Genomic DNA, 21,576 nt, shown 5'->3' on the forward strand with positions numbered 1-21,576 from the left:
ACGGGGGTGGGGACCGTTCGCCGCAGCCGGATGGCACGGCGGCAGCGTCATGGCGTCGGCCGCCGGGCCGCCCCTTCGTCACGTCCCGTGCCCGCGCGTGCCGGGGTGGGCTCGCCAGGTCGGATCGACATTCAATAGCGAGGGCGGCATTTGAACCAGCTTGCTTCCCCGGCGGAGGCCGGGGCCCACTTGGGAAAGCCGCTGTGACGCTGGCATGCGCTTCATCACCAGCCGGCCCCAACTGGACCCCGGCTTCCGCCGGGGAGGCAGGAGGCTGAATATCGATACACCCAAGCGCTTGCCAACCGGCCGCCGTCGAACGACAACGCCCGCCGTGCGCGCGTTCCTGTCCCGTCCCCTGCCCGCCGCCTGCGGCATCGGCCTGCTCGCCCAGCTGCTGTTCTGCTGGCGGCTGACCACGCCGCACGTGCTGGTGTTCGACGAGGTGCATTACGTCCCCGCCGCGCGGATGCTGCGCGACCTCGTCGGGCCGGTGAACATCGAACACCCGCTGCTCGGCAAGACGCTGATCGCGCTCGGCATGATGCTGTTCGGCGATGGTCCGCTCGGCTGGCGCGCCGTGTCGACGCTGGCGGCGAGCGCGGTGGTCATGGGCGTCTTTGCGATCCTGTGGCTGCTGTTCGGCCGCGTCCGCACCGCCAGCGTCGGCGCGGTCGTTGTCGCGCTGAACTTCACCGTGTTCGTGCAGGCCCGCATCGCCATGCTCGACGGGTTCATGGCGGCGTTCGTCGTCGCCGCCCTTGCCGCGCTGCTGTGGGCGATGCAGGCGAAGGGCGCTGCCGTCTGGTGGCGCTGGCTGCTCGGCGCCGCATTGTTCGGACTGGCGATCGGCACCAAATGGACCGCGCTGCCCTATCTGGGGTTTGCCGGCCTCTGCTATCTGGTCGCGCGCTGGCGGCGGCCGGCGCTCTGGCAGGGCATGCCCCCGCTGGTCGCGCTCGCGCTGCTCGGCATCACGGCTGCGGTCGTCTACCTCGCCACCTTCTGGCCCGCATTCCTCTATGCGCGCGAACCGCTGACGTTCGCGCGGCTGCTGACGTTCCAGATCGACATGTACCACCAGCAGACGCAGGTGCTGCCGCCGCACACCTATCAATCGGCGTGGTGGACCTGGCCGTTCGACTGGCGGCCGATCTGGTATTTCTACGAGCCCGCCGACGGCGCGCAGCGCGGCGTGCTGATGCTCGGCAATCCGGCGGTGATGTGGGGTGGCCTGCTCGCCGTCCTCGCCTGCCTTGCGGCGTGGATGCGCGACGGCAACGTACGCGCGGGTGGCGTCGCGCTGTTGTGGGTGGCCAGCATCGCGATGTGGGCGATCATCCCCAAATCGCTCGGCTTCTTCTATTATTACTATCTGTCGAGCATCTGGCTGGGCATCGCGATCGCAGCGATGTTCGATCACTGGCGAGTGCGCCTGCGCTATTGGGACGAGGGGTTCCTGGCGCTGACCGCGGTGATGTTTATCCACTTCTACCCGATCCTCAGCGCCGCCGCGCTGCGCGGTCCGTCGTCGTTCCGCCACTGGACATGGTTCGGTTCCTGGGTCTGAACCCGTCCGATTTTTGCGTCACGACGTCCTAGTATCTCTTGCCGCAGCGGTGATAGGCCGGCGGCACGACACCTCAGCCGGGCGGGTTCCTTTGGGCGGACATCATCATCACGGCCATGCGCATGGCCACGGTCACACACACGGCCACGGACATGGCCACGCCCATGCGCCGGCGTCCTTCGACCGCGCCTTTGCGATCGGGATCGCGCTCAACATCGTCTATGTCCTGGCAGAGGCGGGCGCCGGCCTGTGGACGGGATCGGTCGCGCTGATCGCCGATGCCGGCCATAACCTGTCCGACGTGCTCGGCCTTGCCGTTGCGTGGGGCGGCGCGGCACTGGCGCGCAGCGCGCCGACGAAGCGCTTCACCTATGGGCTGAAGGGGTCGACGATCCTCGCCGCGCTCGCCAACGCCCTGTTCCTGCTGGTCGCGCTGGGCGCCATCGTGCTGGAGGCGGTGCAAAGGTTCGACGATCCGCCCGTCGTCGCCGGCCTTACCGTATCGGTCGTCGCCGCGATCGGCATCGCGATCAACGCGCTGACCGCGTGGCTGTTCGCGCGCGGGCGCAAGGGCGACATCAATATCCGCGGCGCCTATCTGCACATGGTCAGCGATGCGGCGGTGTCCGCGGGCGTGGTGCTGGCGGGCGTGGCGATCTGGGCGACGGGGATCGGCTGGATCGATCCGCTGGTCAGCCTCGTCATCGCGGCGCTGATCCTGTGGCAGACCTGGGGCCTGCTGCGCGAGACGGTGGAGATGTCGCTCGCCGCGGTGCCGCGCGCGATCGACTATGACGCGGTCACCACCGCGCTGCTGGCGTTGCCTGGCGTCGCGCGGGTCCACGACCTGCATATCTGGCCGATGTCGACCACCGAGCCGGTGCTGACCGCGCATCTGGTGATCCCCGGCGGCAATCCGGGTGATGCGTTCCTGTCCACCGCACGGGGGATGCTGCACGACCGATTCGCCATCGGTCACGCGACCTTGCAGGTGGAAACCGGCGGCGATTGCGACAGCTGCTGAGGTTCGGCGGTACAACCGTTGGACGCCGTCGGCGGCAAGTGATTGTAACGCTACGATAATATCGATCGATCTGTCCTACAGGCCGATCGTTCCGCTAGGGGCCGTCGCGCACGCACCGGCTCTTTGACAGACAAGGATCATCATCGGAACGGAAACGATCGACCGCGATCGTTTCCCCACGAGTGCCCCACTTGTTCATGTTGTTCAACTTCGCCCGCTCATTGGCAGGCAGCGGCCCGTTCAATAGGCGCGGGCGACCGCGAACTCGACCGCCTCGATCATCGCATCCTTGGCCTTGCCGTTGGCGAAACCACCGATCGCGTCGATCGCGCGCTGGCCGTAATGCCGCGCCCGCGCCAGCGTATCGTCGACCGAACGCGTCTTGCGCACCAGATCGATGGCATGCGCGAAATCCTCGTCCGACGCCCGACGCCCCTCGACCGCATCCTTCCAGAACCGCCGATCCTCGGCATCGCCGCGCGCATAGGCGAGGATGACCGGCAGGGTCATCTTGCCCTCGCGGAAGTCGTCGCCGGCGTCCTTGCCCATCGTGCCCGCATCCGACACGTAATCGATGGCGTCGTCGACCAGCTGGAACGCGATCCCCAGGTTGCGGCCATAAGCGTCCAGCGCCGCTTCCTCGCCCTCGCTGCGCTCCGCCACCACGGCCGAGATGCGGCAGGCGGCGGCGAACAGCGCCGCGGTCTTGGCATTGATGATGTCGAGGTAGCGATCCTCGCCCAGGTCGATGCGGCGGGCCGCGGTCAGCTGGTTGACCTCGCCCTCCGCGATCACCGCACTGGCGTTGGACAGGATCTTCAGCACCTTGAGGCTGCCGTCCTCGACCATCAGTTCGAAGCTGCGGCTGAACAGGAAATCCCCGACCAGCACGCTGGCGGGATTGCCCCAGATCAGGTTGGCGGCGCGCTTGCCGCGGCGCATGTCCGATCCGTCGACGACATCGTCGTGCAGCAACGTCGCGGTGTGGATGAACTCGACCGACGCCGCCAGCCGGTGATGACGCGTGCCGGTATATCCGATCAGCCGTGCGCTCGCGAGCGTCAGCATCGGCCGCATCCGCTTGCCGCCGCCGGCGATCAGATGGCCGGCAAGCTCCGGGATCAGCGGGATCTGCGACTGCATGCGGTCGAGGATCACCTGATTGACGGCGTTCATGTCACCCGCGACCAATTGGAGCATCGGCTCCAGCGAGGGCTCGCGGTTGTCGAGGCGGTGGATGGTAGCGGACATCTCGCCCCGCGCTCTGGCCCCTCGCCCGCGCGAACGCAAGCCTTGCTCGCAGCCGCAACACACCCCATGGGGGCATTATGACAGAACGCTCACGCGTTCTGCGTCACCGAAGGTTACGAAGATGAGCGACGACGTGCTGCAAGGCTATCGCAAGAGCATCGACAATATCGATGCCGCGCTCGTCCACCTGCTCGCCGAACGCTTCAAGGTGACGCAGGCGGTCGGGCGTCACAAGGCGACATCGGGCCTGCCGGCCGCCGATCCCGGCCGCGAGGAACGCCAGATCGCCCGCCTGCGCCAGATGGCCGAAGAGGCCGAGCTCGATCCCGAATTCAGCGAGAAATTCCTGCGCTTCATCATCGATGAGGTGATCCGTCACCACGAACGCTTGCGCGGATGACCCGGCGCACCATTTTGCGACCGTGATCGCCGCCCTGCTCCCCGCTCCCCTGCTCGTCCCCCTGCTCTCCGGCGTGCTTCTGGCCGCGGCGGCGCCGGCCGTCGCCGATCCGCATGCGGCGATCCTCGGCACGTGGCACAATCCGAAGAACAGCGTCGCGGTGAAGACCGGCCGCTGCGGCGACAAATTGTGCGGCTGGGTGATCCGCGCGACGGAAAAGGCGAAGGCCGACGTGACGTCGAAGGGCTATCCGCCGCTGCTCGGCACCGCGCTGTTGCGCGACTATCGCGCGACCGGCACGTCGCGCTGGTCGGGGCAGATCTACGTTCCCGACATGGGTCGCGCCTTCGGTTCGACGGTGACGATGGTCGACGCCGACACGCTGAACGTGAAAGGCTGCCTGATCGGCGGGTTCATCTGCAAGTCGCAGATCTGGCGGCGCGACTGATGGGGCTGCACCGATGACGGGGGCATTCATCGCGATCGAGGGTGTCGACGGATCGGGCAAGAGCGGCGTCGTCCGCCACCTGATCGCCGCGCTCGCCGACCGGGGACACGACGTTCTCGGCACTCGCGAACCGGGCGGAACGCCGCAGGGCGAGGCGCTGCGCGGGTTGCTGCTGTCGGGCGCCGACGACGCCTGGGATCCACGCGCGGAACTGTTGCTGATGACCGCCGCCCGCGTCCAGCACGTCGCCCGCGTCGTCCTGCCCGCGGTGGCGGCGGGGCGCGTGGTGGTGTCGGACCGCTATGCCGGATCGACGCTCGCCTATCAGGGCGCTGGGCGCGGCATGGCCGAACGCATGATCCGCGACCTGCATGCGGCGATGGTTGACGATCTGTGGCCGGACCTGACGCTGGTGCTCGATCTCGACCCCGCCATCGGCCTCGTCCGCAGCCGCCGGCGGCTTGCGGTCGACGCGATCGACGAAGGCCGCTTCGAAAGCCTCGACCTGCCCTTCCACCAGCGCATCCGCACTGCGTTCCTCGCGCAGGCGGCGGCGGCTCCGGACCGGCACGTCGTGGTGGACGCCAGCGGCACGCCGGACGCAGTGCAAGCAGCGGCGCTGGCAGCGGTAGAACGGTTTCTCAAACGCTAGGACGCCGCCCGCAACCGCCTCCGCTTCTGGCCCGCAGAGGGGATACGGGCAGGTTGTGCCCTACCGCCCCGTCCAGGCCCCCGGCCGCTTCTCGACGAACGCCGCCATGCCTTCGCTCTGGTCCGCCGTCCCGAACAGCCCGTGGAACAGCCGCCGCTCGAACTGCACGCCCTGCGCCAGCGTCGTCTCGAAGGCTGCGTTGACCATCTCCTTGTTCGCCAGCACCGCCAGCGGCGCCATCGCGGCGATCGTCGCGGCGGTCTTCACCGCCTCCTCGACGAGGTCGGCAGCGGGAATCACGCGGCTGACGAGGCCGGCACGCTCCGCCTCGGCGGCATCCATCATCCGGCCGGTCAGGCACATCTCCATCGCCTTCGCCTTGCCGACGGCGCGGGCTAGCCGCTGCGATCCGCCCATGCCGGGGCTCACCGCCAACTTCACCTCGGGCTGGCCGAACTTCGCGGTGTCGGCGGCGAGGATGAAGTCGCACATCATCGCCAGCTCGCACCCTCCGCCCAGCGCATAGCCGGCGACCGCGGCGATGATCGGCTTGCGCGTCTGCGTCAGCCGCTCATAGCCGCTGAAATGGTTGCGCCCGTACATCGCGGCGAAGTCCATCGCCTGCATTTCCTTGATGTCCGCTCCCGCCGCGAACGCCTTGGCACTGCCGGTCAGCACGGCACAGCCCTGCCCGTCATCGGCATCGAAGTCTGCCAGCGCCGCCAGCAGATCGTCGAGTACCTGCGCGTTCAATGCATTCAGCGCCTCGGGCCGGTTCAGCGTGACGAGCGTGACGCGCTCGCGCCGTTCGACGAGGATGGTCTGATAATCGGACACAGCTACTCTCCTTATGCGGGCGTCCACGCTTCCGCCTCGGGCAGCGGCGCGAAGATCTGGTCGATGACGTGATCGGTGACGCCATCCGGCGTCGCCGGCTGCCAGCGCGGCGCATTGTCCTTGTCGACAATAACCGCGCGCACGCCCTCCAGGAAATCGTGGCGCTGCACGACCCGGCTGGCAACGGCATATTCCTGGCGCATCTCGTCGGCGAAGCTCTGCATCAGCCCGCCGTCGTACAGCAGCCGCAGCGATACCTTCATCGCCTGCGGGCTCTTGGTCCGCAGGATAGCCAGTTGCGCCTGCGCGAAGTCGCCATCATCCGCGGCCAGTGCCGCGAAGACGTCCTCCAGCGTGTCCGATGCGAACAGCCGGTCGATGGCGGCGCGCTGCGCCAGCAACTTAGGCTCCGGCGGAACGATGCCCAGCCGGTCGAGCGTCGACGCGATGCCCTGCGGATCGGCGAGGATCGCCGCCTTCGCCTCGTCCAGTGCCGCGGCCGGCAGATAATGCGTGGCGAGCCCCAGCGCATACGCCTCCGCGCCGTCCAGCCGATGCCCGGTCAGCGCGAGGAACTGCCCGATCCGCCCCGGCAACCGTGCGAGGAACCAGCCGCCGCCGACATCGGGGAACAGGCCGATCCCGGTTTCCGGCATGGCGAAGCGCGTGTTCTCGGTCGCGACGCGCCAACGGCACGGCAGCGCGATGCCGACGCCGCCGCCCATCGTCACCCCGTCCATGAACGCGACCGTCGGCTTGGCATAGGTGAACAGTCGATGGTTCAGCCGGTATTCGGTGTGGAAGAACGCGCGCGCCGCCGCGCCATCGCCGGCGCCGCTTTCGCTCAGCATGCGGATGTCGCCGCCGGCACAGAATCCGCGCGACAATCTGGGGTCGCCATCGGGCGCCGGCGCATGATCCAGCATCACCGCCGCGATGCCCGCATCCGTCCGCCACGCCTCCAATGCCGTCAGCATCCCCTCGCACATCGCAAGGTTCAGCGCGTGCAGCGCCTTGGGGCGGTTCAGCCGCAGCCGGCCGACGGCGCCTTCGGTCGTGGTCAGCAGGTCATCGCTCATGCCATCCGCCTTTGACCCGCAGCAGGCCCCGCGTCCATACCGAACCGGCGAATTAGCGGCTCCGGGCGTTTGACAGGCATCGGGGGAACGCTCATCCCACGCGCATGTCCTCGACCTTTTCCGCGCCTACGCCCAACCCCGCCGCCTGGCCGGTCGACGGCGGCGCCTGCGGCACGCTCATCCGCGCATTCGACTGGAGCCGGACCTCGCTCGGCGCGATCGCCGACTGGTCGCCGGCGCTGCGTACGACGGTCAGCAACATCGTCAATTCGCCGGTGCCCAAGGTGCTGATGTGGGGCGCGGACCACGTCATGATCTATAACGACGGCTATGCGGCGATCGCCGGCGACCGGCATCCGCAGGCGATGGGCATGGATGTCGCGTCGGTCTGGCCGGACCTGTGGGACTGGAACCGCACCATCCTCGACCGCGGTTTCGATGGAGAGGTCGTCGCCTTCCACGACCAGCCGATGATGCTGGCCCGCGGCAACGACGGTGCGGAGCAGCGCTTCTTCCTCGACCTGTTCTACACGCCCGTCCACCTCGACGACGGCAGCGTCGGCGGCGTGATGTGCACGGTGATCGACAACACCGCCCGTGTCGGCGCCGAGATCGCGGTCGCGGCGGGCGCGGCCGAACTGCGTGCGATCACCGACGCTTTGCCCGTGCTGATCTCCTACGTCGGGGTCGATCACGTCTATCGCTTCGCCAACAGCTATTATCTCGACTGGTTCGGGCTCACCCCGAACAGGTCACCGGCCGCCATCTCCGCGACGTGTTGGGGGCGGAGGTCTATGCCGAACGCTTGCCGCTGATCGAACGCGCGCTCGCGGGCGAATCGATCCAGTCGGAAGGGCGGATGTCGCATCGGGACGGTGGCTTTCGCCGTGCCGACATCCGCTACCTGCCGCGCTTCGATGCCGATGGTATTGTGCTGGGCTTCCACGTCCTCGTCACCGATATCGAGGAGCGGGCGGAGCGCGAGGCCGCCGTCCGGACGAGCAACGACCGCTTCCGCGCGGCGATGGAGGCGGTGCACGGCGTCCTGTGGACCAACACCGCCGATGGCCGGATGCGAGGCGACCAGCCGGGGTGGAGCGCACTGACCGGACAGGATGTCGACGCCTACACCGAATACGGCTGGGCCGATGCGGTCCATCCGGACGATGCCGCCGCCACCGTCGCGGCGTGGAATGCCGCCGTCGCCGCCAAATCGGTCTTCGTGTTCGAACATCGCGTGCGTCGTCACGACGGGGCGTGGCGCAACTGCCTGATCCGCGCGCTGCCGATCAAGGATGCGGCGGGCGAAATTTTGGAATGGGTCGGCGTCCACACCGACATCACCGAACAGCGCGCCGCCGAACAGACGCTGCGCGATCAGGCCGACCATCTGCAGCGCCAGGTCCGTCACCGCGAGCGTGCCGAGGAACAGCTGCGCCAGCTCAACGAGAACCTCGAGGCTCGCGTCATCGCCGAAATCGGCGAGCGGCGTCAGGCGGAGGCGGCGCTGGCGCAATCGCAGAAGATGGAGACGATCGGCAAGCTGACCGGCGGCGTCGCGCATGATTTCAACAACCTCCTCCAGGTCGTCTCCGGCAACCTGCAATTGCTGTCGAAGGACATCGCCGGCAACGACCGCGCCGAACGCCGGGTCGCCAACGCGATGGCCGGCGTGTCGCGCGGGTCGAAACTTGCGGCGCAACTGCTGGCCTTCGGCCGGCGCCAGGCGTTGGAGCCGAAGGTCGTCAACGTCACCCGCTTCGTCCAGGGCATGGACGACATGCTCCGCCGCGCCATCGGCGGGGGGATCGAGGTCGAGACGATCTTCGGCGGTGGATTGTGGAACTGCTTCATCGATCCGGTGCAGATCGAAAACGCGCTCCTGAACCTCGCGATCAACGCGCGTGATGCGATGGACGGCACCGGCAAGCTGACGATCGAACTGGCCAACGCCCATCTCGACGATGCCTATGCGCGCCGCCACGAAGAGGTGCAGGCCGGGCAATATGTCATGCTCGCAGTCACCGATACGGGCAGCGGCATGAGCGCGGACGTCGTCGCCAAGGTGTTCGAGCCGTTCTTCTCGACCAAATCCGAAGGCAAGGGATCAGGCCTCGGCCTGTCGATGGTCTACGGCTTCGTCAAACAGTCGGGCGGCCATGTGAAGATCTATTCCGAGGTCGGCGAGGGCACCACGATCAAGCTGTACCTGCCGCGCAGCCGCGAGGCAGAGGACGTCGAGGTGACGGTCGACCTCGGCACGATCGAGGGCGGCACCGAGACGGTGCTGGTGGTCGAGGACGACGATGAGGTCCGCGCGACCGTGGTCGAGATGCTGGGCGACCTCGGCTATCGCGTGCTGAAGGCGGTGGATGCCCAGAGTGCGCTGAACGTCATCGAAAGCGGCATTGCGATCGACATGCTGTTCACCGACGTGGTGATGCCCGGCACCTTGAAGAGCCCGGAACTGGCGCGCAAGGCGAAGGAGCGGCTGCCCGACCTGGCGGTGCTGTTCACCAGCGGCTATACCGAGAATTCGATCGTGCACGGCGGCCGGCTCGACGTCGGCGTCGAGCTGCTGTCAAAGCCCTACACGCGCGAAGCCTTGGCCCGGAAATTCCGGCACGTGCTCGCCAACCAGCGCCAGCGCAACGCTGGCCTCGCCGCGCGGCAGCTGACCAGCGCACCCGTCGCGCTCCGCCCGTCGGCGGGCGGGCAGGGTCAGATCACGGTGTTGCTGGTCGAGGACGATGCGGTGATCCGCGCCACCACCGCCGAACTGTTGCAGGCCAGCGGCTATGTCGTGGTCGATGCCGCCAGCGCCGAAGATGCGATGACCGCTCTCCAGACCGTGCCGATTCATGCATTGGTGACGGACGTCAACCTGCCAGGTGCCTCCGGTCCCGACTTCGCCGTCAAGGCGCGGGCGTTGCGGCCGGGCATCGGCATCGTCTTTGCCACCGGCGACACCGCGGCGGTACCGCCGGGTACGGGCGCGGTACTGCTCGCCAAGCCCTATGGCACCGAGGCGTTGCAGGCGGCGATCGCCGCGGCATTGCCCGGGCGCGAAATCGCAGTGGCGAACGAACACCGGCTGGAACGCGAGAACTGATCCCTTCCCGCCACGGATGGGCTGGCACCGTGTATCGGTGACGAAGGGGGCGACCGGGGACGATAGCGTTGACTGGCCGCCCCGCCGCCCCCTCCCGATACTGGACCGGGATCATGGGGCCGGGTCGGATCGTACACGCCTAATTGTACGCTGCATCCCACATCAGTGCGGCGATCCTTGCCTCGGTCAGCTCTTCGTCGCCGGCGCTGGCGACCCCGTCTGCCAGCGCCGCGGCAGCCACGACGACGGCGACCCGCAACGCCACGCTGCGCAGATTCTCGATCGCTGGCAGCAACGTCTCCCCCGCCCCGCCCATCGCGCCCAATGCGCGCGCCGCGGCCATGAACATGCCGTCGGTGACCCGCGTCGCGCCCGCAGCCAACGCCCCCAGGCCGACGCCGGGAAAGATGTAGACGTTGTTGACCTGGGTGACGCCGGGAACGCCGAACGGACTGCCGGTGCCCACGATCGCGCGGCCGTCGCTCCAGGCAAGCACGTCGGCCGGATGCGCCTCGGCACGCGACACCGGGTTGGATAGCGGAAAGATCACCGGTCGGGCGCAGCCCTCCGCCATCGTCCGCACGACCGCCTCGGTAAAGCTGCCCGCCTGTCCGGACGCGCCGATCAGCACCGTCGGCCGGACCGCGCGGACGGTTTCCAGCAGGCCAAGTCCGCCCTCGGCATCGCGCATCCATCCCGCCACTTCGGCGGGATGGCGCGCCAGCCGCATTTGCGGCGGCGTCAGCTTCGCCATATCCGACAGGATCAGTCCATCGCGATCCACCGCCCAGATCCGGGCGCGGGCTGCGGCTTCGTCCAATCCTTCCGCCCGCAGCGCCTGCACCAACAGTTCCGCGACGCCGCTTCCTGCCGCCCCGGCACCGAACAGCACGATCCGCTGATCGATGAGCGAGGCGCCGGTCCGGTGGATCGCCGACAGCAGTGTACCGACCGCGGTCGCTGCCGTTCCCTGGATGTCGTCGTTGAAACTCAGCAACCGGTCCCGATACCGGGCAAGCAGGTCATGGGCATTGTGACCTGCAAAATCCTCCCATTGCAGCAGCACGCCCGGCCAGCGATCCGTCACCGCCGATACGAAGCTGTCGACGAAACCTCCATAATCCTCGCCCCGCACCCTTGGGTTGCGCCAGCCGACGTAGAGCGGATCGTCGCGCAGCCCCGCATTGTCGGTGCCGACGTCGAGCAGGATCGGCAGCACTTCGGCCGGGTGGATACCGGCGCACGCGGTATAGAGCGCGAGCTTGCCGATCGGAATGCCCATGCCGCCCGCCCCCTGGTCGCCCAGCCCCAGAATGCGTTCGCCGTCGCTCACCACGATCACCTTGACCCGGTCGAGCGCCGGGTCGGCGAGAATGTCGGGGATACGGTCGCGATTGGGATGGCTGAGGAACAGTCCGCGCGGCTTGCGCCAAATCTCGCTGAACCGTTCGCACCCCGCCCCGACGGTGGGCGTGTAGACCAGTGGCAGCATCCGCGGCAGGTCGGCCTGCACCAGCGCATGGAACAGCACTTCGTTCGAATCCTGCAATTCGCGCAGGAAGGCATAGCGGTGGAAGTCGTCCGCCATCCCGTCGAGTACCCGCCGACGCCGCGCGATCTGGCTGTCCAGCGTCCCGACATGAGGGGGCAGCAACCCGTGCAGGCCCAGGCGGTCGCGCTCGGCTTCCGTGAAGGCGGTGCCCTTGTTGGTCAACGGATCGGACAGCAGGGCGCGGGCGGCGGCGTGGAATGCGGGGGGCATATGGGGGACCTTCAGAAACGGAAGCTGAGCCAGCCGGCAAGGAAGTCGGAGCTCTTGTAGCCGGCCCTGGTCAGCGATGGGCCGGCGGCGAAATGTTCGTAGCGGCCGGTGACGGACAGCCGCGGCGCGATCGACCAGACCGCCTGCAGCCGTGCGACGTCACCGATCTTGGCGTCGCGGATCAGCTGCGTTCCCGCGAACGGCTGGCCGTTGGCGCGATAGACGGCGTCGGTGGTGCTGTCGCGCCACGCCAGCTGGTATTCCGCCGTCAGCCGTACCTTGGCCAGCGGCGAAAAGGTGACGTTCGGCGCCACCGTGACGAGGTTGGAGGGGGTGAGGAAGAGGCCGTAGCTGTAGTAGATGTTGTTGCCGAAGGGGGCGTAGGCGTCGCGGAGCTTTCCATTGCCATATCCGCCGCCGCCGGAGGCGTAATCGAGGTGGATGCCGACCCGCGGCGCGCTCTTCGATGCGCCAAGGCGATAGGTCTGGGCCAGGAACACCTGCCAGGCATCGATGTCCTGATCGATGTAATGGCCGAACTGGTGATTGACCGTCCAGTCGATCGTCAGCGGTCCGGCATCGCCCCAGATATGCGTGCCCACATAATAGCGCGTCGCCGGGCCGATCCGGCCACCCCATGCACCGACGATGTTGCGCCGCCGCCAGAGGAAGGGATCGATGTACAGCTTCGACCCGCCGAGCCACGTCGCCGGTGCGGCAAAGCCCAATGTCACGCCCGAGAAACGGCGCGCGGGATCGACGATGTCGTCGTCGGGGCCAAGATCGCCATATTGCGTCGGCTTCAGGTGGAACACGTCGGCACGCACCCGGCTGCCCCGTGCCCAGGCGCGAATGCCGTTCAGCGTGTAGCGGATGGTGTTGTTGTCCCGCTGCGACACCAGCAGGTTCGGACCGTCGGTGAATTCCTGCCGGCCGTAGCGTGCGCCGATCGCGACGCCGCCGACATCGGCATTCCCTTCGACGAAGGCCTGCTGGAGGACGAGGTCGTTGCGCAGCGTCGCCGCCGGCGCGCCGAGTTCGACGCCGGATATGCCGCCGTGCGCGACCTCGGCAAAGGCGCGAAGATGGGGGCCGACGTGCAGATCGGCGCCCGCGAAGATCCGGTTGATGTCCTGCCGCTGGGCGCGAGCATCGCGCAGGTTGGGATTGGTGGTGTGGTTGACGCGCAGGCGCAATTCGCCCGACAGCGTGAGATAGACGTCGCCGTCGCCGTCGATCGGCAGGAACTTCAGGCGGTCGAAGACATCGTCGCGCTTGCTGGGGTCGCGATAGCTGCTCCAGTCCTCCGCCCAGCGTGACAGATTGAAGCCATTGGTGGTGGCGCCGTCACCGATCGCCGCGGCCGGATAGGCGGTGACCGTCGGTGTCGCGGGGTTGCGGGTCTGGCCGGCTTCGGTGGGCGCGACGCTGGTCTGCGCGTGCGCAGCAGCGGTGGCGAGGGTGAGGAGGGCGGTGGCGCCGAGCGCGCGGAATGGTCGATGCATGGGCGATCCTTCGGGGGCACCGCACTCGCCCTCACCCTTCAAACGCTTCGCTGTCCCCTCCCTCATCCGTCGGAAGAGGGAGGAGCGGCCGCGGGAGAGTGGAGACGAGGCGCGCGATTATTCGGCGGGAACCGCGTCGGCCGGCAGCTGGTCGATGCGCGGCGCCCGGCCATGCAGGGCCGCATCCAGCTGTTCGCTGTCCAGCGCGCCTTCCCAGCGCGACACGACGACCGTGGCGACCGCGTTGCCGATGAAGTTGGTCAGGCTGCGGCATTCGCTCATGAACCGGTCGACGCCAAGGATCAGAGCCATGCCCGCGACCGGCACGCTCGGCACGATCGACAGCGTTGCCGCCAGCGTGATGAAGCCCGCGCCGGTGACGCCCGCCGCCCCCTTCGACGACAGCATCGCTACCGACAGCAGCAGCAATTGCTGGCCTAGTGTCAGGTCGACGTTGCAGGCCTGGGCGATGAACAGCGCCGCCAGCGTCATGTAGATGTTGGTCCCGTCCAGGTTGAATGAATAACCGGTGGGAACGACCAGCCCGACGATCGACTTGGGACAGCCGGCACGCTCCATCTTCTCGATCAGCGCCGGCAGCGCGCTTTCCGACGACGAGGTACCGAGCACAAGCAGCAGTTCGGCCTTGAGGTACGCGATGAGGCGCAGGATCGAGAAACCGCACAGCCAGCTGACGGTGCCGAGCACGACCAGCACGAACAGCAGCGAGGTGAAGTAGAAGGTGCCCACCAGCATCGCGAGATTGGCGAGCGTGCCGACGCCGTATTTGCCGATGGTGAACGCCATCGCGCCGAACGCGCCGATCGGGGCTGCCTTCATGACGATGCTGACCACCTTGAAGAAGGCGAGCGACACGTCCTCGAGGACGCTCAGCACCTTGGTGCCGCGATCGCCGATCAGCGCCAGCGCGATGCCGAACAGGATCGACACGAACAGCACCTGCAGGATGTTGCCCTGGGTCAGCGACGACAGGAACGTGTCGGGGATGATCCCCGTCAGGAAGCCGGTGATCGTGCTGTCATGCGCCTTTTCGGCGAATTCGGCGACCTTGCTGGAATCGAGGCTGGCAGGATCGATGTTGAGCCCCGATCCCGGCCGCACCACGTTGGCGACGATCAGCCCGACGATCAGCGCCAGCGTGGAAAAGAACAGAAAGTATACGAACGCCTTGCCCGCGACGCGGCCGACCGCGCCGAGGTCGCGCATGCCGGCGATACCGGTGACGATGGTGAGGAAGATGACGGGTGCGATGACCATCTTCACCAGCTTGATGAACGCATCGCCGACCGGCTTCATCGCCTCGCCCGTCTGCGGCGCGAAATGGCCCAGCAGGACGCCCGCGATGATCGCGACCAGCACCTGCAAATACAATTGCGCGTACCACGGCTTCGCCGCCGGCGACGTAACGGGCGCTTGCGCGATGCTGATGGTCATGGGCAGCCTTTCATCCTCTGGGGCAACGCGAACGGGCTCTTGATGGCCCTTTGGCGTCGACCGACCATGCCTTGCCGGCCAAGGCCGCGACAACGGCGTAACGCACAATAAATTGTGATTATAAAACAGCAATTTAGGGAATTTCGCCGCACATGGCTTCCCAGTAGCGAGTCGAAAGCGGCCCAAAGTGTGCCGATTCCTGCACACTTTCCGGCGGTCGCCTCAGAATGGCAGTTCACCCGCCCGGCGTTCCAACGCCAGCAACGTCGCCTTCGCATCCAGCCCGCCCGCGAAGCCGGTCAACCGCCCGCCGGCGCCGACCACGCGGTGGCAGGGCGCGATGATCGAGATCGGGTTACGGCCATTTGCCGCCCCGACCGCGCGCGATGCGGTGGGGGCGCCGATCGCCTGCGCTACGGCGCCGTAGCTGCGCGTCTCGCCGTAGGGGATCGTCAGCAGCGCCGCCCACACCCGCTTCTGGAAATCGGTGCCGCGCCAATCGAGCGGCAGGTCGAACCTCGTGCGCTCCCCCGCGAAATAGCCGTGCAACTGGTCCGCGGCGGCGATCAGCACCGGATGGGTATCGTCACGCGCCGCCACCCCCAGCCGCACCCGCGACGGATCGTCGCCGGGCCACAGGACGGCGACCAGACCGGCATCGCTCGCCACCAGTGTCAGACGGCCGACGGGCGAATCGATGCAGGTGGTCGCGAGCGTCACGCCCCGACATATCCCGATCGACCGCGAAAGCGAACGGAACGCGCCCCTTCCCGCCCCCACGTCCGTCGCGGCGAACGCGCGGACTGCACCCTATGGAGCGGGGAACACACCCTTGCGCTTCGCATATGCGGTGAACAGCGTCGGCCAGGCGGATGCCGGCACCCCCTTGGCCAATCGCACGCCAAAGCCGTGGCCGCCCTCGTCGAACACATGCAATTCCGCCGGCCGCTTCGCCGCCAGCAAGGCCGCGTACATCGTCAGGCTGTTGGCGACCGGCACCGTCGCATCGTCGCCGGCATGGGTCAGGAACACCGGTGGCGTGTCCGCCGTCACCCGCCGCTCCACCGATGCCGCAGCCATCAACGCCGGATCGGGCGACGGCCCGAGCAGGTTGTCGTGCGATCCCTTGTGGGTGGTCGCCGGGTCCATCGCGATCACCGGGTAGATCAGGCCGGCCACGTCGGGCCGCGCCGACAGCCGGTCGGCGGCATCGACGGGCGTATAGGTCGCCTCCGCATGTCGGGTCGCCAACGATCCGGCAAGGTGTCCGCCGGCGGAAAAGCCGAGCACGGCGATACGTTGCGGCTCCACCCCGAACCGGGCGGCGCCGGCGCGGATCACGCGCATCGCGCGCTGCGCATCCTGCAATGGCACCAGATGCCGGTCGGTCCAGCCCTCGGCAGGCAAGCGGTACAACAGGATGAAGCAGGTCACGCCCAGCGCGTTCAGCCAGCGGGCCTGTTCGATCCCTTCGTTATCGTAGGACAGGAACCCATAGCCACCACCCGGCAGCAACAGCGCCGCCGAACCGTTCGGCCGCGCCGGCCGCTTCACCACGAGCGCGGGCGCATCGATGCCGGTGATCGACCGATCGTGCGTCGCCGCCGTTTTCGCCCGATCGTTGACCTTGCGCACGATGCGGGTGCCCCGCGCGCCGGGGATGGCACCGGGCCAGAGCGGCACGACCTCGTCACCCGCATCGGTCTGGGCAAAGGCGGGTCCGGCGAACGCCATGGCGGCCGCGCTTCCGATCAGGCCGCGCCGTGTCAGTTCGTCCATGCGCCCACTCCCGCCAGCCACCGATGACGTCGGTCTTGCAAGCCGGAGGGGGCCGGTCAATGCCTCTAGGCCGGATCGACATTCAAACGGCGCGGCGGCATTTGGACCATCTTGCTTCCCCGACGGAAGCCGTGGTCCAGTCGGGAAAGCAGCTGTGACGCTGGGAAGCGCCTGATTGTTCAACTGCCCCAACTGGGTCCCGGCCTGCGCCGGGGAGGTAGACAGCTGAATGTCGATCCGCGCTAGGCGGCCTTTGCCAGCCGTGCCGGCAGCAGCCGGGCGATCGCATCGAATTCGACGGGCTTGCTGAGCAGGAAACCCTGGATGCTGTCGCAGCCCTGGCCACGCAGGCAGCCGAGCTGGTCGGCATCCTCGACGCCCTCTGCCGTGATCTCCATATGCAGGGCCGCGGCAAGGTCGACGATCGCGCGCACGATCGCGGCACTGCTCGCATCGTCGGCGACGTGGGTGACGAACGAGCGATCGATCTTGATCTTGTCGAACGGAAAGCTGCGCAGGTAGCTGAGCGAGGAGTAACCGGTGCCGAAATCGTCCAGCGCGACCCGGACGCCGACATTGCGCAGCTGATGCAGCAGCGCCAGCACGTGGTCCTCACCGTCCAGGAATACCGATTCGGTGATCTCGACCTCCAGCCGGCGTGCGGGCAAACCACTGCGCGACAGCGCCTGCATGACGATCGCGGCAAAGCCCTGGCTGCGGAACTGCAGCGGCGACACGTTGATGGCGACGCGGACATGGTCGGGCCAGTCGACCGCGTGGCGGCACGCCTCGTGCAGGACCCATTCGCCGATGCCGCCGATCAGGCCGGTATCCTCGGCCACCGGGATGAACTCGACGGGCGACACCTCGCCGCGGGTCGGATGGTGCCAGCGTAGCAACGCTTCGAATCCCCCGATCCGGTCGGCCTTCAGGTCATAGATCGGTTGGAAATTGAGCCGGAACTGGCCGGTCATCAACGCCTCGCGCAGGTCCAGTTCCATCTGCCGGCGCTTGCGCGCGGCGATGTCGAGCGCCTCTTCGAAGAAGCGGAAGACGCCGCGGCCGTCCTTTTTCGCGCGGTACAGCGCCAGGTCGGCGTTCTTCAGCAGCTGGTCGGGGTCGGTGCCGTCGGCTGGCGCCATCGCGATGCCGATGCTGAAGCCCGAAGCGATCCGATGGCCCGCCGCCTCCAGCGGACGCGAGACCGCATCGAGGATCGCCTGCGCCAGCCCGCGCGGCCGATCCGCCTCGACGGACCCCGACAGGATGATCGCGAATTCGTCGCCGCCCAGCCGGGATACGAGCCCGTCCGGCGCCAGCCGGGTCAGCAGCGTGCCCAGCGTACACAGCAGCGCATCGCCGACCGGATGGCCCAGCGTGTCGTTGACCCCCTTGAACCCGTCGAGGTCGAGGCACAGCACGGCGACCTGCTGCCCCCCCTGCCCGCGCGCGACGTGCGGGCGAGGGCCTGATCCAGCGCCTGGCGGAACGAGGTGCGGTTGGGCAGGCCGGTCAGCGTGTCGTGGAAGGCGAGATGCGAAATGCGGTTCTCGCGGTCGACGATGCCCTGCGACATGCGGTTGAAGGACTGCGCGAGGCGGCCGATCTCGTCTTCGCCGGTGACCGTCACCTCGGTGCGGGCGCCCTCTTCGAGCGTGCGCGCCGCGGCGTCGAGTTCGAACAACGGCTGCGTGATCTTGCGGGCGAGCCGCAGGCTGCCGAATACGACCAGCGCGATACCGATCAGGCCGGCAAGCGCCAGCCCGACCTGCAGCGGCAGATAGGGGGCGAGCGCCGCCTGCAACGGATAGCGGATCAGCAAGGCGGCATCGGCCCTGCCGTTCGGCCCGGCAAGCGGCTTGGCGATGGTGAAGGCGCGACCGCTGGGCAAGGCGAGCGTCATCAGCGACCGTTCGCGCTGCGAGGCGGCGACCAGCGCATCGACGCCCGGATCGGCGTCGATCGAACCGTCCATCGACTGCCAGCTGCCGGCACCATCGCGGTACAGCATGGTCGCGGTGAGCGGGATCGCCGACAGCCGTTCGAGCCCGCGCATCTCCGCTGCGTCCAGCGGAAGCGCGAGCACGACCGAACCGATCTGCATCGGCGCCAGCACCGGCGACACGACGACGCGATAGATGCGGCCTTGCGAGACCAGCACCGCATCGTGGCGGCCGCCCTGCATCTGATCGGGCAGATCGGCAATGGTCGTCGCCAGCGGTCCGGTCGCGCCGATCACGCTGCCGTCCTGTTCGACCAGCATCGCGCGCTGCACCCCGGCGCGGGCGCGCAGCGTCGCTAGGGCCGATTCGATCGTCGGCCGGTCGCCGGTCGCCACCGCCGTGCGAAAGCCAAAATCGCGCGACAGGACGTCCGCGGTTCCCGTCAGCGTCTTCGCCCTCAGCGCCCACAATCCGTCGTAGACGCTGCCGCTCGCCGCCAGTTCCGCGGACACGGACGCGCGCGCATGCGTCCAGATCATCACCTGTGCCGTGACGCCCAGTACCGCCAGCGCAAGCGCGAACATCCCGGTGTACAGCACCGCCAACCGCCCCCTGAGCGTGCGAAACCGCAGGCGAGGCATGGGCATCAGCGGCGGATCGTCAGCGTCGTGGCATAGCCGGCGGCCGGAACCGTCGCCGCCTGACTCAGGGTGTTGCCAGCGGCGCGGACCGACGGAGACCACAATCGCACCGTCACCGGCCCGGCGGGCACGCCCGCGATCGTCACGCGACCGGCCGTATCGGTCCGCGCATAGAATGGCGTGGCGGTGACGATGACGAAGCCGCTCATTGTATCATGGATATTGCAGCCGAGGGCGACGACGCCGGGCGTATCGAACACGATGCTGCGCTGGTCCTCGCGTCCGTACAGCTTGAGGTCGAACCGCTTGGCCTTGGAAAACGAATAGACGTGATGCCGCACGAGATCGCGGTTGGGAAACGCGACCTGCGCACCGACCGGCACGATCAGCACATGCGGCTGAAACGCGATCTGCTTCTGCTCCATGACATAGGGTCCATGCGGCACGGGACGCCCCGCGGCCGTGCTGTCGATCAGCACGACGCCGTCGGTCAGGGGCGATCCGTCGGCGTTGCGGACGGTGATCGACACCGTCGCGGCACCGGCCCCGGCGGACAGGGACATTAGGACCGAAGCGGCCAAAATGGACTTGCAGTACATCCAAGGCCTGTAGAACGGGCGACATTGCCGAATTCTAAAGGCCGCCCTTACCGAACGTTTACCACATCGGCTGCACAGGCGGGTCATGTCGGGAACGAACACGATACGCCTGGCCACGATGCTGGCCGCGCTCACGATGCTGGCCGGGCCTGCCGCTGCCAACCAGCGACGTGGCGGCGGCAAGCTGCTGCTCACCAACGGTGTGTCGACGGTCGATGGCGCGGCGGGCGGCGGCCTTGCATCCTGGGCGGTGATCGCGGGCAACGAAACCGAAGACGGGATCGGCGGCACCGCGCATGCCACCTATGTCGCGCTGCCCGATTTCGATCTGAGCAGCGCGGGGGCCGCGATCGGCCTGTCCGACCGGATCGAGCTGTCCTATGCCTATCAGCGGTTCGACACCCGTGCCGCGGGCGCGGCACTGGGCCTCGGTCGCGGCTTTACGTTCGGACAGCATATCGTCGGTGCCAAGGTCAAGCTGGTCGGCGATGCCGTCTGGGCGCAGGACACGATGCTGCCACAGGTTTCCGCGGGCGTGCAGTACCGGATCGCCGAACGACGCGCCGTGGTGAAGGCGGTCGGAGCCGACGGGGACAAGAGCGCAGACTTTTACGTCGCCGCCACCAAATTGTGGTTGGCGCAGGGCATCGTCGCGGATGCGACGCTGCGCCTGACCAAGGCCAACCAGTTCGGCCTGCTCGGCTTTGGCGGGCCGCGGCAGAACGACCGGACCGCACAGTTCGAAGGGTCGCTCGCCAAGATGCTGACCCGCAAGCTGGTCGTCGGCGCGGAATATCGCACGAAGCCCGACAATCTGGGCTTCGCCGAAGAAGACGACAGCTACGACCTGTTCGCGGCCTGGGCGGTGCATCGCAACGTGTCGCTCACCGCCGCTTACGTCGACCTCGGCGATATCGCGACCGTACGCAACCAGCGCGGCCTGTTCCTGTCCGTGCAGGGCGGGTTCTGACCCCACCCGTCCACCTCTCCTCTTCGCCCCCCGAGACCCGATCATGATCGTCCCCCTGCTGCTCCTCAGCCTGCAAGTCGCGCCTCCCGCCGACGAACAGCCGGTCGCACCCTATGTCCAGTCCGATGCCAATGCCGGCGCCACGCCGTTCAAGGGTGACGGCATGTGGCGCGCCTTTCATCAACAGGCCGGCGTCGATCGGATCGTCGATGGCCTGGTGGCGCGCAATATCGTCGATCCGCGGATCAGCGACATCTTCAAGGGCCAGGACCTTGTCCGCCTGCGCCGCGTATTGAAGGAGCAGTTCTGTTATATCCTGGGCGGCGGCTGCCGATACACCGGACGGGCGATGCGGCCCGCGCATGCCGACATGGGCGTGCAGCATGCGGATCTGGCCGCGCTGGTCGAGAATCTGCAGGCTGCGATGCGCGAGGAACATGTCGGCTTCGCCGCTCAGAACCGGTTTCTGGCCAAGCTGGCGCCCATGGATCGCGACATCGTGAAGATTCGCGGACCACGTCCCAAAGAGTGACCGACACCGCGCGAACG

At 67.8% G+C, this 21,576-nt stretch carries 20 protein-coding genes; 9 read left to right on the forward strand and 11 right to left on the reverse strand.

Annotated features, from left to right (window positions below; genetic code table 11):
• Positions 1–334 precede the first annotated feature (334 nt).
• Positions 335–1,570, forward strand: coding sequence for a phospholipid carrier-dependent glycosyltransferase (locus GTH33_RS02050; RefSeq protein WP_163956875.1), 1,236 nt, complete (start codon positions 335–337; stop codon positions 1,568–1,570).
• A gap of 91 nt (positions 1,571–1,661) precedes the next feature.
• Positions 1,662–2,594, forward strand: coding sequence for a cation diffusion facilitator family transporter (locus GTH33_RS02055; RefSeq protein ID WP_163956876.1), 933 nt, complete (start codon positions 1,662–1,664; stop codon positions 2,592–2,594).
• A gap of 240 nt (positions 2,595–2,834) precedes the next feature.
• On the opposite strand, the gene GTH33_RS02060 is transcribed toward GTH33_RS02055, so the two are convergent.
• A complete protein-coding gene (locus GTH33_RS02060; RefSeq protein ID WP_163956877.1) occupies positions 2,835–3,845 on the reverse strand; it encodes a polyprenyl synthetase family protein in 1,011 nt (336 codons plus the stop codon).
• 121 nt (positions 3,846–3,966) lie between these two features.
• On the opposite strand from GTH33_RS02060, the gene GTH33_RS02065 reads away from it, so the two are divergent.
• From GTH33_RS02065 to tmk, 3 genes are read left to right on the forward strand one after another with little or no spacing between them, the layout of a single operon-like run.
• The gene (locus tag GTH33_RS02065) at positions 3,967–4,245 is read left to right on the forward strand and encodes a chorismate mutase (RefSeq protein WP_163956878.1); all 279 of its coding nucleotides are present in this window, start codon (positions 3,967–3,969) and stop codon (positions 4,243–4,245) included.
• Positions 4,246–4,267: 22 nt separating this feature from the next.
• Positions 4,268–4,693, forward strand: coding sequence for a DUF2147 domain-containing protein (locus GTH33_RS02070; RefSeq protein WP_212592674.1), 426 nt, complete (start codon positions 4,268–4,270; stop codon positions 4,691–4,693).
• A gap of 13 nt (positions 4,694–4,706) precedes the next feature.
• Positions 4,707–5,345: a dTMP kinase gene (gene tmk / locus GTH33_RS02075; protein WP_163956879.1), complete on the forward strand. Its 639-nt coding sequence runs from the start codon at positions 4,707–4,709 to the stop codon at positions 5,343–5,345.
• 60 nt (positions 5,346–5,405) lie between these two features.
• On the opposite strand, the gene GTH33_RS02080 is transcribed toward tmk, so the two are convergent.
• Together GTH33_RS02080 and GTH33_RS02085 are read right to left on the reverse strand one after the other, a co-directional pair.
• Positions 5,406–6,182: an enoyl-CoA hydratase gene (locus tag GTH33_RS02080; protein ID WP_163956880.1), complete on the reverse strand. Its 777-nt coding sequence runs from the start codon at positions 6,180–6,182 to the stop codon at positions 5,406–5,408.
• Positions 6,183–6,193: 11 nt separating this feature from the next.
• Positions 6,194–7,261 carry an enoyl-CoA hydratase/isomerase family protein gene (locus tag GTH33_RS02085; RefSeq protein ID WP_163956881.1) on the reverse strand — a complete coding sequence of 356 codons (1,068 nt, stop codon included), beginning with the start codon at positions 7,259–7,261 and terminating at the stop codon, positions 6,194–6,196.
• 104 nt (positions 7,262–7,365) lie between these two features.
• Here GTH33_RS02085 and GTH33_RS18085 point away from each other — a divergent pair, with 104 nt between their 5' ends.
• Positions 7,366–8,076 carry a PAS domain-containing protein gene (locus GTH33_RS18085; protein ID WP_249054954.1) on the forward strand — a complete coding sequence of 237 codons (711 nt, stop codon included), beginning with the start codon at positions 7,366–7,368 and terminating at the stop codon, positions 8,074–8,076.
• Positions 8,037–10,373 (forward strand): hybrid sensor histidine kinase/response regulator, encoded by a 2,337-nt coding sequence (locus GTH33_RS02090; protein ID WP_249054956.1) that lies wholly within the window; start codon positions 8,037–8,039, stop codon positions 10,371–10,373. Before GTH33_RS18085 ends, GTH33_RS02090 begins: the two co-directional genes overlap by 40 nt.
• Before the next feature lie 139 nt (positions 10,374–10,512).
• Here GTH33_RS02090 and GTH33_RS02095 read toward each other — a convergent pair whose 3' ends face one another.
• From GTH33_RS02095 to GTH33_RS02125, 8 genes are all read right to left on the reverse strand, one after another.
• Positions 10,513–12,135, reverse strand: a complete 1,623-nt coding sequence (locus GTH33_RS02095) for an NAD-dependent malic enzyme (protein ID WP_163956882.1) — start codon at positions 12,133–12,135, stop codon at positions 10,513–10,515.
• A gap of 11 nt (positions 12,136–12,146) precedes the next feature.
• Positions 12,147–13,640 (reverse strand): alginate export family protein, encoded by a 1,494-nt coding sequence (locus GTH33_RS02100; protein ID WP_163956883.1) that lies wholly within the window; start codon positions 13,638–13,640, stop codon positions 12,147–12,149.
• Positions 13,641–13,757: 117 nt separating this feature from the next.
• Positions 13,758–15,095 carry a dicarboxylate/amino acid:cation symporter gene (locus GTH33_RS02105; RefSeq protein ID WP_163956884.1) on the reverse strand — a complete coding sequence of 446 codons (1,338 nt, stop codon included), beginning with the start codon at positions 15,093–15,095 and terminating at the stop codon, positions 13,758–13,760.
• 222 nt (positions 15,096–15,317) lie between these two features.
• The gene (locus tag GTH33_RS02110; RefSeq protein ID WP_163956885.1) at positions 15,318–15,815 is read right to left on the reverse strand and encodes a methylated-DNA--[protein]-cysteine S-methyltransferase; all 498 of its coding nucleotides are present in this window, start codon (positions 15,813–15,815) and stop codon (positions 15,318–15,320) included.
• A 90-nt stretch (positions 15,816–15,905) separates the two neighbouring features.
• Positions 15,906–16,874, reverse strand: coding sequence for an alpha/beta hydrolase (locus tag GTH33_RS02115; RefSeq protein ID WP_163956886.1), 969 nt, complete (start codon positions 16,872–16,874; stop codon positions 15,906–15,908).
• A 242-nt stretch (positions 16,875–17,116) separates the two neighbouring features.
• Entirely contained in the window at positions 17,117–18,295 is a 1,179-nt protein-coding gene (locus tag GTH33_RS18090) for a putative bifunctional diguanylate cyclase/phosphodiesterase (RefSeq protein WP_249054958.1), read from the reverse strand.
• Positions 18,199–19,464 (reverse strand): HAMP domain-containing protein, encoded by a 1,266-nt coding sequence (locus GTH33_RS18095; RefSeq protein ID WP_249054960.1) that lies wholly within the window; start codon positions 19,462–19,464, stop codon positions 18,199–18,201. The genes GTH33_RS18090 and GTH33_RS18095 overlap by 97 nt, the downstream gene beginning before the upstream one ends.
• Complete coding sequence (locus tag GTH33_RS02125) at positions 19,464–20,021, reverse strand: cupredoxin domain-containing protein (protein WP_243848161.1); 558 nt, start codon at positions 20,019–20,021, stop codon at positions 19,464–19,466. The genes GTH33_RS18095 and GTH33_RS02125 overlap by 1 nt, the downstream gene beginning before the upstream one ends.
• Before the next feature lie 154 nt (positions 20,022–20,175).
• Between GTH33_RS02125 and GTH33_RS02130 the strand changes: the two genes are divergently transcribed.
• Together GTH33_RS02130 and GTH33_RS02135 are read left to right on the forward strand one after the other, a co-directional pair.
• Positions 20,176–21,027, forward strand: a complete 852-nt coding sequence (locus GTH33_RS02130; RefSeq protein WP_208403955.1) for a DUF3034 family protein — start codon at positions 20,176–20,178, stop codon at positions 21,025–21,027.
• Between the two features lie 43 nt (positions 21,028–21,070).
• Positions 21,071–21,559, forward strand: a complete 489-nt coding sequence (locus GTH33_RS02135; protein WP_163956889.1) for a group I truncated hemoglobin — start codon at positions 21,071–21,073, stop codon at positions 21,557–21,559.
• Positions 21,560–21,576 lie beyond the last annotated feature (17 nt).

The organism is Sphingomonas insulae (genome assembly GCF_010450875.1).
Classification (GTDB): Bacteria; Pseudomonadota; Alphaproteobacteria; order Sphingomonadales; family Sphingomonadaceae; genus Sphingomonas; species Sphingomonas insulae.